We start from the raw sequence: 14,996 nt of genomic DNA, 5'->3' as shown, positions 1-14,996 counted from the left end.
CTTCGATTCGTTCATGCTGCGCCGCAGCGAAGCCCGGAACAAACGAGTTTTTCGAGCCTGATGAGATAGAATAGCTAATGCGTAACGCCCCCGGTTCCCGGTTGATTCTGCACACGTGCGGGACGGGCGCCGTTTGTATAATTCGGGTCCCAGCAATTCAATCGACCGGTTCCCGTGGCGTTCGATCGGACAGATGAGACCGGAGAAGTTTCGTGGATGACGTGTTGACGACGGCGCCGGCGCTCGAGTCGGGCCTCGCGGCCGTCGGCGCCCGCGCGTCCATCGCCTGCGACAACCTCTACGCCCTGCCGACGCGGCTGGGTATGCAGGCCCCTTTCCTGCCGCAGATCGGCTGGTCGGATTCCTCCGCGACCGGGGAGCGCTGGCTCGCGCTGGGAGAGATCGATTCGATTGTCGCGCCTGCGGGTGCCGGATTCGCCGCGGCTCTCGAGGTCCTGGCCCGTGCCCGTGATCGCTTGAAGGTCCTGGCGAGCCTTTCGCCGGAGCCGGGCATGGTTCGTTACGTCGGCGGCCTGGCCTTCGATCCGCGCCAGGGGGCCAACCCGGATTGGCCCGGTGCAGACGCCGCCCGATTGGTGCTGCCGCGCGTGCTGTTGCGGCAGGCGCGAGGCCGGACGGACGTGATGGTGCTCGGCACGCCCGAGCCCGAGGCACGCCGCCTCATCGAGCGCATCCAGGAGGCCGCGCGCGAGGATTGCGGAGCGGCGGTTCCCATACGCGTGACGGAAACGGTGTTGCCGCAATCCCGCGAGCGTTGGACCGGCGCCGTGCAGACTGTGCTTCGCGCCATCGAGACGGAGTCGGTGCGCAAGGTCGTGCTGTCGCGCGACATCGCTCTCGACGCCGATCGCCCCATCGATCCCTGGGAACTGCTTCGCCTCATCCACGAGCGCGATCCGCACGGGCTGCGCTTCTGCCTTCGCTTCGACGCGGCGTCGGCCTTCATGGGCGCAAGCCCGGAGCGGCTCGTTTCCCAGCGTGGGTCGGCCATCGCGTGCGATTGCCTCGCGGGAACGATTGCGCGCGGGGAATCCTCCGAGGCCGAGGCTCGCAACGCGGCCGCGCTCCTGGCGAGCGAGAAGGATGGCCGCGAGCACCGCATCGTTCTCGAGGAGATCCTCGCGGCGATCGCACCGCACGTGCGCGAGGTGGAATCGCCGTCCGCACCGCGCATCCTGTCGCTCGCCGAGGTGCTCCACCTCTGGAGCCCGCTGCGTGCGCACCTGCGCCAGGGCGTCGGGCTGAGCGAGTTGATCGGGGCCTTGCATCCCACGCCGGCCGTGGGCGGCTCGCCGCGGCTTCGCGCGATGGATCTGATCCACGCGCTGGAGCAGCGCTCGCGCGGCTGGTACGCCGGGCTCGTCGGCTGGGTCGGGCACGATGCGGCGGACTTCGCGGTCGCCATCCGTTCCGGCATCGTTCGGGGCAACCGCATGACCGCTTTCGGCGGCGCCGGGATCGTACGCGGCTCCGACCCGCATGCCGAGTGGGACGAGACGGCGCGCAAGGCTGCTTCATTCACCCAGTTGTTCACGGAGCGGGCTTGACCCCGGTCGGCGCAGGGGCCGCCGCGCCACAGGAAGGCAACGCGACGGCCGGCCCTGCGCTCACCGCGCGGGCGAACCTCCTCTGGGCACGCGCCCTTCTCGAGGGGCTGGTCGCGGGCGGCGTGCGTCACGTGTGCCTGAGCCCGGGTTCGCGTTCCTCGCCGCTGGCCTTCGCCGCGCGCCTCGATCCGCGCCTGGCGGTCAGCGTGCAGATCGACGAGCGAAGCGCCGCGTTCCTCGCGCTCGGCATTGCCAAGGCGACGCGAGCGCCCGTGGCCCTGGTGTGCACCTCCGGCACCGCGGCCGCCAATTACCTGCCGGCGGTAGTCGAGGCGTTTCTTTCCGGCGTGCCGCTCGTCGTGCTGACCGCGGACCGTCCGCCCGAGCTTCGCGCAACGGGCGCGCCACAGACCATCGACCAGGTCGGCCTGTACGGATCCCACGTTCGCCACTTCCGCGACCTGCCGTGTCCCGATGATGCGGGATCGACTCCGGCCATGGCCGCGCAAGCCGGGCGCGATGCGTGCGTTGCGACGACGGCCGGCGCCGTGGGACCGGCACACCTCAACATGCCGTTTCGCGAGCCGTTGGTTCCTCCGCCGGAAGGCATGGCCGCGTGCGAGGCCGACTGGGTGGCGCTCGTTCCGGCGCTGCGCGCCTGCATGACTGCGCCCCCTTCCCCGCGAGCACTGCCTGCTCTTCCGGTGCTGGCGGGGCTTGCCGCGCGCCTCGAGAAATCGCGGCGTCCGCTGCTCATCGCGGGCCCGGGCGCTGCCGCACCGGAAGAGGCGGCGACCATGCTTGCACTGGCCCGCGCCGCCGGGCTTCCGGTTTTCGCCGATATTGCTTCGGGACTTCGAAGCGCGGCGTTGCCCGAAGGCGTGGTCGCCTGCTCGCACGCCGACCTGTTCCTGCGCGACGAGGCCATGGCGGCGCTGGCGCCCGATTTCGTCCTGCGCCTGGGCGGGATACCGACGTCGAAGACCCTGGCGGCCTGGCTGTCGCGGCATCGCCCGCCGCTCGTCGCGATCCAGCCGGACGAACGGCGCCGCGATCCGGACGCGATTGTGGGCGAGATGATCGTAGCCGACGCCGGCGCGCTGTGCGAGGCGCTCGCGAGCCATGCCAGGCGCGGCTCGCGCGACGAGGACTGGATCGCCGCGCTGCAATCGGCTGAAACCGGCGCACGCGCGTTGCTCGCGCAGGCCCCTGGCGAGGCCGCGGCAGTCGCAGCCGCCTGCAGCGCGCTTCCTGCCGGCGCGGCGCTGTTCCTTTCGAGCAGCATGCCCATCCGCTGGGCCGAGATGTACGTGACCGCCTTGGCGAAAGGCGTCGAGGTCTTCGCGAATCGCGGCGCCAACGGCATCGACGGCATCGTCTCGACGGCGATCGGCGTAGCCCGCGGAAGCGGTGCGCCCACGCTGCTGGTCACCGGCGACCTCGCGTTCCTGCACGATGCGGGGGGGCTGCGTGCGGCGCGAGACCTGCGCTCGCCGCTTGTCGTGCTTCTCCTCGAGAACGGAGGCGGCGGCATCTTCTCGCACCTGCCGGTGGCGCAGCACACCGAGGCCTTCGAGCCGCTCTTCGGCACGCCGCACGGCTGCGACCTCGCGTCGCTTTCGGGCGCTTGCGGCATCGAGCATCGCGTGGCCGGCAGCCTTGAAGAGGTCGCCTCGCTCACCGCCGAAACCCTGTCAGGTGCCGGGGTTCGAGTCATCGAATGGCGCACCGGCCGGGAAGAAACGGTGCGCGAGCAGGTGGCGCTCACGCGCCTTGCCGGTGTGCACGCCGATCGCGTGGAGGCGGGGGGCCTTTCGTGGCAGGTCCGGCGCCGCGGGCTGCCGAAAGGCTTGCCGCTCGTCCTGTTGCACGGGTTCACGGGCACGGGCGAATTCTGGCTGCCGGTAGCCAACGCGCTGCCGCGCCGCCATTGCATCTTCCCGGACCTGCCGGGGCACGGCGGAACGGATGCGCCGCTGCCGCCTGAATCGTGGCGACTCGATCGGGCTGCCGATGCGCTGGCCCTGCTGATGGACGAACTCGGCGTGGGCCGCTTCGCGCTTGCCGGCTACTCGATGGGCGGGCGCCTGGCGTTGGGCCTCGCGCTGCGCCATCCGGATCGCGTCGCTGCACTCGCGCTCATCGGCGCCACGCCGGGAATCGCAGACGCAGGCGAGCGGGCCGCGCGGGCCGCAGCCGACCTGGAACTCGCCGCGTCCATCGAGCGTGACGGCATCGATGCCTTCAGCCGGCAATGGGAAGCCAATCCGCTTTTCGCTTCGCAATCCGCGGCTCCCCCGGCGCTTCGCGAGGCGATGCGCAAGCAGCGCCTCGGGCAGGATCCCGCCCGGCTCGCCGGCGCACTGCGCGCCTTCGGCACGGGTTTCCAACCCCCTGTCCATGAAGAGCTCGAGCGCCTGACCCTGCCGGTGCTCGTGGTGGCGGGAGAGCTCGACACGAAATTCACCGGCATTGCACGCACAATGACCGGCCGCATTCCGGGCTCTGTGCTGCGCATCGTTGCCCAGGCGGGTCACGCGGTGCCGCTCGAGCGCGCTCAGGCCTGCGCCGCCGAACTCGAGGACTTCCTGAAAATGGGGACAGACCCCATTTCCGGATAAGGGGTCTGTCCCCTTTTTTTTAGGAGCATCGACTCATGAAGAAAGCCAAGTCCATCGCCTGGAAGGCCGCCGGGAAGTTCGAGGACATCCTGTACCACAAGGCCGAGGGGATCGCGAAGCTCACGATCAACCGTCCCGAGGTCCGCAACGCCTTCCGCCCGACCACGCTGGGCGAACTCATGCGCGCCTTCAACGACGCGCGCGAGGACCCGGCCATCGGCGTGATCGTCATCACGGGCGCGGGCGACCTCGCGTTCTGCTCCGGCGGCGACCAGCGCATCCGTGGCGACAAGGGCTACGTGGGCCTGGACGGCGTGCCACGGCTGAACGTGCTCGACCTGCAGAAGCAGATCCGCTCGTGCCCCAAGCCGGTCATCGCGATGGTGGCGGGCTACGCCATTGGCGGCGGCCACGTGCTGCACGTGGTGTGCGACCTCACCATCGCGGCGGACAACGCGCGCTTCGGACAGACCGGCCCGCGTGTGGGCAGCTTCGATGGAGGCTTCGGGGCGAGCGTCCTCGCCGACCTCGTGGGCCCGAAGAAGGCGAAGGAGATCTGGTTCACCTGCCGCCAGTACGACGCGAAGCAGGCGCTCGAGATGGGACTCGTCAATGCCGTCGTTGCGCTGAAGGATCTCGAGAAGGAAACCGTGGCGATGTGCCGCGAGATCCTGCAGCACAGCCCGCTCGCGCTTCGCTGTCTCAAGAGCGCCTTCAATGCGCACTACGACGGTGAGGCCGGCATCCAGGAGCTTGCCGGCAATGCGACGCTGCTCTACTACATGAGCCAGGAGGCGCAGGAAGGCCGCAACGCCTACATCGAGAAGCGACCTCCCGATTTCGGCAAGTTCAAGCGCCTGCCCTGAGGCGGCCCGCGCCCGGCCCTGCGCTTGCGCCACGAATTCATCCCCTACGCCATCGCCTTCCGCAGCCCGGTCGTGACGGCCGCGGGCGCGTGGCGGGTTCGTCGCGGAGCCTGGCTTCGCGCCGGGAACGATGCGGGGCACGTGGGTCTTGGCGAGGCCGCGCCCCTGGAACCCCTCGATTCCCCGGAGGCGCTCGCCAGGGCGATCGAGGAAGGTCCCTTTCGCGAGGCCGCTTTCGACCTTGCGTCGCTGGATCTCGAAGGACAACGCATCGGGCGGCCGGTGTCGTTCCTGCTTTCCGATGCTCCGCGCTCCCGGGTCTCGGTGAACGCGCTGCTTTTCTCGACCGGCGCCGAGGCGACGGCAGCCGAAGCGGCGAGAGCCGTTGGCGAGGGCTACCGGTCGGTGAAGCTCAAGGTTGCCTCCGCCACGCCTGGCGAGGACATCGCACGGATCATGGCAGTGCGCGAACGGGTGGGCGCGGCGGTGGCGATCCGCATCGACGCCAATGGCGCCTGGGACGAGGCGACCGCCTTGCACGTGCTCAACGCGGTCGAGGGCTGCAACATCGAATACGTGGAGGACCCGGTGGCCGGTGACTCGCGGCCCGTCGGGCGGAGAACCAATATTCCCGTTGCCGCGGATGTGCGAACCCTGGAAGACGGCTGGCGAGTGATGCGCGAGCGCGGCGCGGACGTGCTGGTGCTCAAGCCCATGGCCCTGGGCGGCGTTCGCGCGACGCGCGAGCTGGCCTGCGCCGCGATCGATGCCGGCATCGGCGTGGTCATCACTTCCGTCTTCGATACGGCGGTGGGCGTGGCCGGCGCCCTGCACCTTGCCGCGAGCCTGCCCGGGCCGGAGCGGGCGCACGGGCTCGCCACCGTCGGGCTGCTCGAGGAGGCACCGGTCGAAGGCCTCGACCCGCCCCATGCGGGGGAGATTCAGGTGCCGACGGCGCCCGGCCTGGGCGTCCGCCTGCGGGAAAAGGGGACAGACCCCTTTTTCGATCCATGAAAAGGGGGTCTGTCCCCTTTTCCCTGTCGGCCGCGGTCATTGCCGGTGGCACGACTCTCACTTATGCCGAGCTGGTGCAGGAGGTCATCGCGTCGGCGGGGCGCCTGAGGACGCTGGGCGTGCGGGAGGGAACCCGCGTCGGGCTGTGGGCGGAGAATTCTCCCGACTGGATCGCCATGGCCCTCGCGGTCGCCCGGGCCGGTGGTGTCCTGGTGCCGCTCAATACGCGCCTGACCGATGCCGAGATCGAATGGCAGGTGGCGCGCGCCGACCTGCCGGTCGTCGTCGCGAGCGACACGCTGGCCGCGCGGTCCGTTCGCACAAGCCGCATCGTGTCCCTGTCCGAATGGCACGCGCTGCCCGCCGGCGATACCGCGGCTGCGCCCGGCTGCGACGAGGCGATCCGCGATGCGGCGATCGTCTTCACGTCGGGAACCACGGGCCGGCCCAAGGGCGCCGTCCTCTCACGCGGCAACCAGCTCGCCAGCGCCCGGGCGACGGCCGCCGTGCTGCCGATCGGCCCCGGCGATCGCTGGCTCGCTTCATTGCCCTTTTTCCACGTGGGTGGCATGGGCATCGTCCAGCGCTGCACGCAGGCGGGCGCGTGCGTGGTGATTCCGGAATCGTTCTCGGCCGATCATCTCGACCGTGCCATCGAGGAACAGGGGGTCACCCACCTTTCGGTGGTCGATGCCACCCTTCGTCGCATCCTGGAGACGCGCGGGGGCCGCCTCCTGCCGGAGCGCGTGCGCGCCGTGGTCGTGGGCGGCGGACCCGTGAGCCCGGGATTGCTCGACGCCTGCCCCCAGGCGCTCGCCACCTACGGTCTCACCGAAACCTGCTCGATGGCCACGCTCGTCCGTCCGGGAGCGGCGCTCGCGCAGCGCCGTACCGCGGGAACGGCGCTTCCGGGCATCGAGCTGCGCATCGCCGACGATGGCGTGATCGAAGTGCGCGGACCCATCGTGATGCGAGGCTACCTCGATGATTCAGTGGCCACGGAGGCCGTCCTTCGCGACGGATGGCTTCGCACCGGCGACCTGGGCGAACTCGATGCCCAGGGGGCGCTGCGGGTCCTTTCGCGGCGCGACGATCTCATCATCTCCGGCGGCGAGAATGTCTACCCGGCCGAGATCGAGCATGCGCTTCGCGAGCATCCGGATGTCGCCGATGCGATCGTGATCGGCGTGCCGGACGAGAAGTGGGGAGAGGTGCCGCTGGCCGTCGTGGCGCTGCAACGCCCGGGTTCGCCCGACCTGCGCGCGTTCCTGGAGCCTCGCCTGGCGCGCTACAAGCTGCCGCGCATCGTGTTCACGGACGAGATCCCCCGGCTGGCCAATGGCAAGCCCGACCGCCTCGCGGTCCGGAATCGTGTAACTGGGTCGATCTGAACCGTAGGGTCCGGCCGTCGTGCCAGGGAGTGTGGACCGGTGCGAATAGGGGTTGATGTGGGTTGGGTTTCTTTTTTGGCTTTTTGGCCGAATGAACGTGCCGTCAGTTTCGATGCCGCAAGCGTTTCGACATGGGTCCTGCCCGTGATGCCCGGAGCAATTTGACTCGGCCAAAAAGCCAAAAAAGAAACCCAACCCACATCAACCCCATGGTGGCCAGGGTCCGATTTCCGCAGTATCGCCATTCGACCCGCGCCCGAGAACGGAGTACCCCACTGTCACCAGGCTCCGATTTCCGCAGTATCGCCATTCGACCCGCGCCCGAGAACGGAGTACCCCACTGTCACCAGGCTCCGATTTCCGCAGTATCGCCATTCGACCCGCGCCCGAGAACGGAGTACCCCACTGTCACCAGGGTCCGATCCCCGCAGCACGAACCGCCAACCGGAATCCGCGCCTACGTGCCGCGGCGCGAACCGTCCACTATGCGGCGTGCAGGCGGGAGTTCGCGGAGACGTGCTGCTTCAGGAACTCCATCTGGTCGGCCAGGATGCGGCGGTTGGCGAGGATGAGGAATTCCGCGCGGTTGGGCACGTAGGGCGCGTAGAGGAGCTGCATATGCGCCTCCTCCGGCGTGCGGTTGCCCTTGCGCTGGTTGCACGACCGGCACGCGGTCACGACATTCATCCAGGCATCGCGGCCGCCCCGCGACATCGGCAGGATGTGATCGCACGTGAGCCTGAGCGGCGCGAAGATGCCGCCGCAGAAGGCGCAGACGGCGCGGTCCCGATGGAACAACTCGCTGTTGTTGAGCGGCGGCGTCTGCCGGAAGCTCCTGATCGCGAGCGCCTTGCCGCGGATGGCGATGATGGAGTTCGCCGTGATGCTGGAGCGCTTGCCCGTGAGCTGGGAGAGGCCGCCCCAGATCGTGAAGGCCTCGCGGCCGGTCTCCCACGCCACGCTTTCCTTGGCGTAGTACCAGACGGCCTGCTGCCAGGTCACCCAGCGGTGCGGAACCCCATGCTGGTCCAGCGTGAGGATGAGGGGGTGCGATCGGTTCATCGGCCTGAAGAGGCTTTTGCCAGTCAAATCGGGAACTTGCGATAATGCTGCCCACAACGCGATTCAATTTACCACAACCGAACGCCAGCGCTCGCTCACCGCGCGTGCGGGCAGCGGCCACCCAGGGAAATCCATGAACCTCGACCGCGTCGATGCCGGCAAGGACCTGCCCAACGATTTCAACGTGATCATCGAGATCCCGATGAACGCTGACCCGATCAAGTACGAGGTCGACAAGGCCACGGGCGCACTCTTCGTCGACCGCTTCGTGCAGACGGCGATGCACTACCCGTGCAACTACGGCTACATCCCGCACACGCTGTCGGACGACGGCGATCCGACCGATGTCCTCGTCGTGACGCCCTTCGCGCTGATGCCCGGCGTCGTCGTGCGCTGCCGGCCCATCGGGATGCTCAAGATGACCGACGAGGCGGGCGGCGACACCAAGCTCCTGGCGGTGCCCATCGACAGGCTCACGCCGCTCTACCGCGCGATCGAGACGCCGCGCGACCTGCCGAGCATGATGCTCGAGCAGATCACGCACTTCTTCGCCCATTACAAGGACCTGGAGCCGGGCAAGTGGGTGCGGATCGAGGGGTGGGTCGGGCCGGAGGAGGCCAAGGCCGAGATCATGACCAGCGTGAAGCGCTGCAAGCCGTCGCGGAAGAAGTCCTAGCCTTTCGCTTCGCCGGTTGACGGCCAGAGCATCGCGGCCCCGCGCACGCCGCTCGCGTCACCGTGCCGCGCCCGCAGGATCGGAGGCGAGGCCTTCGCGTAGGCGATCGCGGCGATCCGGGTGGGCAGATTCTCGTAAAGGTGGGCGAAGTGCGAGAGACCGCCGCCCAGGACCACGACATCCGGATCGACGAGGTTCACCACGTGGGCGAGCGCGCGGGCGACGCGGTCCTCGTGGCGTTCGAGGCTGGCGCGGCACGCGGCGTCGCCGGAGTTCGCGGCGGCCATGATGGCGGCGGGATCGAGACGCATACCGGTAGCGCGCTCGTGGTCCGCCGCGAGCGCCGGGCCCGAGACGAAGCGCTCGATGCAGCCGTCGCGCCCGCAGTAACACCGGGGCCCGGGAAGTTCGTCGGCCCGGATCCACGGCAGCGGATTGTGGCCCCATTCGCCCGCGAGCCCGTGAGCGCCGCGCAGCAGGTGGCCTTCGATCACGATGCCCGATCCCGCGCCCGTTCCCAGGATCGCACCGAACACGACGCGGGCGCCGCTGCCTGCGCCGTCGGTGGCCTCCGAGAGCGCGAAGCAGTTGGCGTCGTTCTCGAAACGCACCTCGCGCGCGAGCGCGCGCGAAAGGTCCGCCTGCAGCGCCCGCGCGTTGAACACCGTGGCGTAGGCGTTGCGCAGCAAGCCCGTGGCCGGATCGACGGCGCCGGGGTGCCCCAGCCCCACGCGTGCCGGCCTACCCAGCTCGCGCTCGGCGTCCGTGACGAGCCCGGCCAGCGTGCGCACCGACTCCTCGTATGCGCCCGCGGGCGTGGGTACGCGTCGGCGCAGCAGTTCGGTGCCGTCGCGGTCGAGGGCGGCGATCTCGGTCTTCGTGCCACCGAGGTCGAGTCCGATCCGGATCAAGCGCGCCCCGTCAGAACGCCTGGTCCCAGGGGATGGACAGGCGCGTGGCGCTGTTGATGAGGCCGACCATGCTGTAGGTCTGCGGGAAGTTGCCCCAGAGCTCGCCAGTCACCGGGTCCACGTCCTCCGACAGCAGGCCGAGCGCGTTTCGCCGCTTGAGGGTGGACTCGAAGAGGGCGCGCGCCTCCTCGCGCCGGCCCAGGGCGGCGAGTGCGTCGATGTACCAGAAGGTGCAGACGAGGAAGGCGTTTTCCGGCGCCCCGAAGTCGTCGGGCTGCGTGTAGCGGAAGATGAAATCGCCGCGCCGCAGCTCGCGCCCGACGGCGGCCACGGTACCGGCGAATCGGGGGTCGTCCGCGCGCAGGAAGCCGAGCTCGGCCAGCAGCAGGAGGCTCGCGTCCAGCGAGTCACCCTCGAAGGTGGCCACGAAGCTGCCCCGCTTCGCCGACCAGGCGCGCTCCACCACGACGGCGTGGATGCGGTCGGCCTGCGCGCGCCAGCGCACGGCGGGCTCGGCGAGGCCCAGCCGGCGCGCAATCTTCGAGAGCCGATCGCACGCGACCCAGCACATGACGCTCGAGAAGGTGTGCACGTATTCGGAACCGCGCAACTCCCAGAGCCCCGCATCCGGGGTGGCGTGCAGCTCCGCGGCCCTCGCGCCCAGCACCTCCAGGCGGTGGAATAGCCCCTCGTTGCCCACGGCCGCGAGTCGGCGGTCGAAGAAGGCGTAAGTGGCGGCGAGTATGGCGGAGCCGTACACGTCGTTCTGCACCTGCCGGAACGCCTGGTTGCCCACGCGCACCGGTCCCATGCCGCGGTAGCCGGGGAGCGTTTCGACGATCGTCTCCTCGATCTCGGAGCGCCCGCTGATGCGGTAGACCGGCTGCAGGTGCCCGCCGCTTCCCGCCGCCACGTTGATGATGTAGCCGAGGTAGCGCTCCATCGTGCGCGTGGCGTTGAGGCGGTTCAGCGCGTTCACGACGAAGTAGGCGTCGCGCAGCCAGCAGTAGCGGTAATCCCAGTTGCGTCCGCTCGCGGCCGATTCGGGGATCGAGGTCGTGAGGGCGGCAATCACGGCGCCGGTGTCGTCGTAGGCGGCGAGCTTGAGGGTGATGGCTGCGCGGATGATCTCGTCCTGCCACTCGAAGGGGATGGAGAGGTCGCGCACCCAGTCGTGCCAATAGTCGGTGGTGAGTTCGAGGAAGCGCCGCGCCACCTCGGCCAACGACCCCTGCATCGTCTCGTCCGGGCCCATCACCATGGCGATGGGGTCGCGCAGCACGAAGGGCATCTCCTCGAGGATCGCGGTGATCGAACAGTCCGTGGTGAGGCGCAGCACGTTCGTCGAGCCCACGTAGCGGATGTGGTTGGAGCCCGAGGTGACCTCCGGGCGGCGGCGTCCGTAGTCGTCGGCCGGGCGCATGCGCACGCGGATGCGCGGGCTGCCGGAGAGGGGTCGCACAATGCGCACGAGCTGCGCGGGGCAGAAGAGGCGCCCGAACTGGCGGAAACGCGGCGCGAAATCCACGATCTCGACGGCGCCGCCCCGGTCGTCCTGCAGGCGCGTGACGAGCACTGGCGTGTTCGGCAGGTACTTCTGCCGCGAGTCCGCAAGCCAGCTGAGCTCCACGTCCATGAAGCCGAAGCCCTCGTCGCCCTCGTGCGGTCGAAGCAGGGAGCAGAAGGTCGCGTCACCGTCGAAGCGCGGCAGGCACGCCCACGCGATCTCGCCGTGTCCGTCGATGAGGGCGCCGACGCTTGAGTTGCCGATGGCGCCAAGTTGCAGGCTGCTCATGCCGGTAGCCTCCTTGCGCCGCCGCCGGCGCAGTCCGCGAAATTGGAGAGCCACGCCCGCACGGCGTCGGCGTTTTCCAGCCGCCACCGCGCCCGCGTGGGGCCGGGCCCCACCTTTACCGAGTCGCCGCCGATCCGGTTCACGCGCTCGAACCCCAGCTCGTCGGTCAGGTCGTCCCCGACGAAGACGGGCCGGCGCCCGGCGAAGGGCGCCTCGGACATGAACTCGTCGATCGCCGTGCCCTTGTCCTTGCCGCTGGGCTTCACCTCGAAGACGAGCTTGCCAGCCTGCAGCTCGAAGTCGTCGCCCAGGGCGACGACAGCCTGCCGGACCTCGCGCTCGGCGAGCTCGGCGAGGGACGGCGCGCCGCGGTAGTGCAGGGCAAGGCTCGCGCCCTTTTCCTCGAGCAGGAGCCCGGGGTGCTCGCGCACCAGGCGACGCAGCGCCTCGGCCGGCTCCCGGAGCCGCGTGCCGAGCGGGGCATGGAAATGCAGGCTCGAATCCGCCGAGCGGCGCTCGGCCCCGTGCTGGCCGGCGATCGGGAACCGGGCAGGGCGGAAGAGGGCGTCGACGTCGGCGATCGATCGGCCGCTGATCAGTGCGAGCGCGCCGCCGGTCGCCCGTCCCAGCCGCTCGAGGAGGGCGAAGAGCGAGGCGTCGATGTGCACCGCGTCGGGGCGATCGGCGTGGGGCACCAGCGTGCCGTCGACGTCCAGGAAGATGGCCGCGTGTTCCGGCATCGGCGGCATCGCCCCGATTGTGGTCCGTCCGACCGTGCTCGTCATGTGCGTTTGCCTCGCGGTCCCGCCGTCTGTGGGCGCGCCCCGCCGGACAGCCGGCGGCGGTTGCGCATGCGCGCCGCGTCGAGGAGCATCCGTCCCGCCCAGCGGTACACGTTGAATTCCATCAGGAGGGCCCGCATGCTGCGCATGCGGGCGCGCTGCTCGTCCGGCGGCATGGCGAGGGCGTCGCGCACCGCCGCGGCGCACTGCTCCGTGTCGTAGGGATTGACGATGAGTGCCTCCGGGAGTTCCCGGGCGGCACCCGCGAATTGCGACAGGATGAGCACGCCGCGCTCGTCCTCCCGCGTCGCCACGAACTCCTTGGCGACGAGGTTCATGCCGTCGTGCAGGCTCGAGACGAAGCAGAAGTCCGCCGCGCGGTAGTGGGTGTAGACGCTTCCGGCGTCGTGGTGCTCGATCTTGAGGATGATCGGTTTGCAGCCTGCCGAGGCAAAGCGGTCGTTGATGCGCTGAGCGGAGGCGCGCACGCGCGCGTCCAGCGACTGGTACTCGTCGATGCTCGAACGGCTCGGCGCCGCGATCTGCACGAAGGCGAGCCGGCCGATCCACGCGGGCTCCTGCTCGAGGAAGCGCTCGATGGCGGCGAAGCGCTCGAGGATGCCCTTGGTGTAATCCAGGCGATCCACGCCGACGCCGAGCTTCGCTTCCGGCGCGATGCCCAACTGCTCGCGGATGATCCGCCGGCAGTCCGCCACCGGGGGCTGGTCGGCGAGCCCCGTGAGCGGCCACTCGATGGAGATCGGGTAGCGGTGCACCTCCGTGGGCTCCCCGCCGCAGGAGATCGTGAAGGTCTCGCGATCCACGCGGGCCTCGAGATAGCGATCGACGGTTTCGAAGAAGTTGTTGCAGTGGAACTGGGTGTGGAAGCCCAGGATCGAGGAACCCAGCAGGCCCTCGAGAAGCTCCTCGCGCCATGGGCAGACGCCGAAGGACTCCGGATTGGGCCAGGGAATGTGCCAGAAGGTGATGATCGTCGCCTGCGGCAGCCGCTCCCGGATCAGCCGGGGCAGCAGCGCGAAGTGGTAGTCCTGCACGAGCACGATGGGGTTGGGCGTGCGCGACTCCGACACGACGGTGTCGGCGAAGCGCTGGTTCACGGTGCGGTAATACTCCCAGTCGCCCGCGCGGAACACCGGCCGGGTGTGCGCGTTGTGGCAAAGCGGCCACAGGCCCTCGTTGGCGAATCCGTAGTAGTAGCCCGCCTCCTCCTCCTTCGTGAGCCAGACGCGGCGGATCTGGTAGGCGGGGTTCTCGGGCGGCACCTGCACGTGGTCCCTCGCGTCGACCACGTCGCGGTCCGCGGTTCCGGCGCCGTGCGCGATCCAGGTGCCGGAGCAGGCGCGCATCACCGGCTCGAGGGCCGTGACCAGCCCGCTCGCGGGCCGCTGCACCTCGACGCGCCCGTTCTGGCGCACATGGATGTAGGGCTCGCGGTTGGAGACGATGAGGATCTCGTCGCCCTTGAGGTCCTGGCGCAGGATCGTGCGCAGCGTCTCGGGCACCCAGCTCATCTGCGACTCGTCGCGCATGCGCCGCTCGGTTTCCAGGTCGCGAACCAGCGCTTCGAGATCGCGCGCGAGGGGCTTGAGCTCCTTGGCCCGCGGCTCCAGGGATTCGGCCAGGAGCTGGCCACGGATCAGCGCCTTCATGCCGGCGACCCAGCCGCGCCAGGAGATCTCCGCGATCACCACGGTGATGAGCGCGATCACCAGGCCGATGCCGGTAAAGAGGTAAACGATGTATTTTCGGGTGTCGGCGCTGCGGCGCTCGACGAAGCTCATGTCGTGGACGATGACCAGCTCGCCCACGCGAGTCCCGCCGATCACCACGGGGTTCGCGGCCACGTGCAGCGAGCCGCCTGCAAAGTGGTGGACCCGTCCGGACTCCGGGGCCGGAAGTCCCGGCAGGCGGCAGGTGATGTCGCGCGGCAGCGTGACGGTGCGGTAGGCGAACTTCCCCGAGCCGTCGCAATAGCCGATCGCGAAGAGCCGCTCGTCCTGGATGATGCGGCCGAAGATCGCCTCGAGCCGGTGCTGGCGGGCGCGTTGGTCCAGGTCGGCGGACATCGCGTCGGCCAGGGGCTCCTGAATGGCCGCGGTGATGAGCTTCGTGCGGATGTCGAGGTCGCGCACGAACCACTTGAGGGTGAGGTCGTCGACCAGCGGCACGACGGCGTAGGCGATGGCGCCGAGCGCAACGATGAGCGGGACGATGAACCGCAGGGACAACCGCATGGTCGGGAATCCAGCCGGCGCGCCGGGCACGGGCTACTCGCGGTTGCCTGAGGCG

11 protein-coding genes are annotated in these 14,996 nt (G+C 69.6%); 6 read left to right on the top strand and 5 right to left on the bottom strand.

All coding sequences use genetic code 11. From position 1 onward, the window contains the following. Positions 1–212 precede the first annotated feature (212 nt). Genes IPP91_14110 through menE form a run of 5 tightly spaced genes read left to right on the top strand, consistent with a single transcriptional unit; the run spans position 213 to position 7,460 of the window. Entirely contained in the window at positions 213–1,568 is a 1,356-nt protein-coding gene (locus IPP91_14110) for an isochorismate synthase (protein MBL0143199.1), read from the top strand. Continuing rightward, positions 1,565–4,189 carry a 2-succinyl-5-enolpyruvyl-6-hydroxy-3-cyclohexene-1-carboxylic-acid synthase gene (gene menD / locus IPP91_14105; protein ID MBL0143198.1) on the top strand — a complete coding sequence of 875 codons (2,625 nt, stop codon included), beginning with the start codon at positions 1,565–1,567 and terminating at the stop codon, positions 4,187–4,189. The genes IPP91_14110 and menD overlap by 4 nt, the downstream gene beginning before the upstream one ends. A 35-nt stretch (positions 4,190–4,224) precedes the next feature. Continuing rightward, complete coding sequence (gene menB / locus IPP91_14100; GenBank protein ID MBL0143197.1) at positions 4,225–5,055, top strand: 1,4-dihydroxy-2-naphthoyl-CoA synthase; 831 nt, start codon at positions 4,225–4,227, stop codon at positions 5,053–5,055. A gap of 24 nt (positions 5,056–5,079) precedes the next feature. After that, on the top strand, positions 5,080–6,069 hold the full coding sequence (locus IPP91_14095; protein ID MBL0143196.1) for an o-succinylbenzoate synthase: 990 nt from the start codon (positions 5,080–5,082) through the stop codon (positions 6,067–6,069). Next, positions 6,066–7,460 (top strand): o-succinylbenzoate--CoA ligase, encoded by a 1,395-nt coding sequence (gene menE / locus IPP91_14090; GenBank protein MBL0143195.1) that lies wholly within the window; start codon positions 6,066–6,068, stop codon positions 7,458–7,460. Before IPP91_14095 ends, menE begins: the two co-directional genes overlap by 4 nt. A gap of 483 nt (positions 7,461–7,943) precedes the next feature. Here the strand turns inward: menE and IPP91_14085 are convergent, their stop codons facing one another. Next, positions 7,944–8,522, bottom strand: a complete 579-nt coding sequence (locus IPP91_14085) for an HNH endonuclease (GenBank protein ID MBL0143194.1) — start codon at positions 8,520–8,522, stop codon at positions 7,944–7,946. A 133-nt stretch (positions 8,523–8,655) separates the two neighbouring features. Between IPP91_14085 and ppa the strand changes: the two genes are divergently transcribed. Next, positions 8,656–9,198 (top strand): inorganic diphosphatase, encoded by a 543-nt coding sequence (gene ppa, locus IPP91_14080; protein ID MBL0143193.1) that lies wholly within the window; start codon positions 8,656–8,658, stop codon positions 9,196–9,198. Here the strand turns inward: ppa and IPP91_14075 are convergent. Genes IPP91_14075 through IPP91_14060 form a run of 4 tightly spaced genes read right to left on the bottom strand, consistent with a single transcriptional unit; the run spans position 9,195 to position 14,941 of the window. Then, complete coding sequence (locus IPP91_14075; GenBank protein ID MBL0143192.1) at positions 9,195–10,109, bottom strand: ROK family protein; 915 nt, start codon at positions 10,107–10,109, stop codon at positions 9,195–9,197. The two genes, ppa and IPP91_14075, sit on opposite strands and share 4 nt — an antisense overlap. Positions 10,110–10,119: 10 nt before the next feature. Next, positions 10,120–11,904 (bottom strand): glycoside hydrolase family 15 protein, encoded by a 1,785-nt coding sequence (locus IPP91_14070; protein MBL0143191.1) that lies wholly within the window; start codon positions 11,902–11,904, stop codon positions 10,120–10,122. Continuing rightward, entirely contained in the window at positions 11,901–12,689 is a 789-nt protein-coding gene (gene otsB, locus IPP91_14065; protein MBL0143190.1) for a trehalose-phosphatase, read from the bottom strand. Before otsB ends, IPP91_14070 begins: the two co-directional genes overlap by 4 nt. Further along, a complete protein-coding gene (locus IPP91_14060) occupies positions 12,686–14,941 on the bottom strand; it encodes a trehalose-6-phosphate synthase (protein MBL0143189.1) in 2,256 nt (751 codons plus the stop codon). The genes otsB and IPP91_14060 overlap by 4 nt, the downstream gene beginning before the upstream one ends. Positions 14,942–14,996 lie beyond the last annotated feature (55 nt).

Source organism: Betaproteobacteria bacterium, from assembly GCA_016720855.1.
In the GTDB taxonomy this organism is placed as follows: Bacteria; Pseudomonadota; Gammaproteobacteria; order Burkholderiales; family Usitatibacteraceae; genus FEB-7.
The sequence above is the reverse complement of the archived record's forward strand: the minus strand, read 5'-3'. Positions and strand labels throughout refer to the sequence as shown.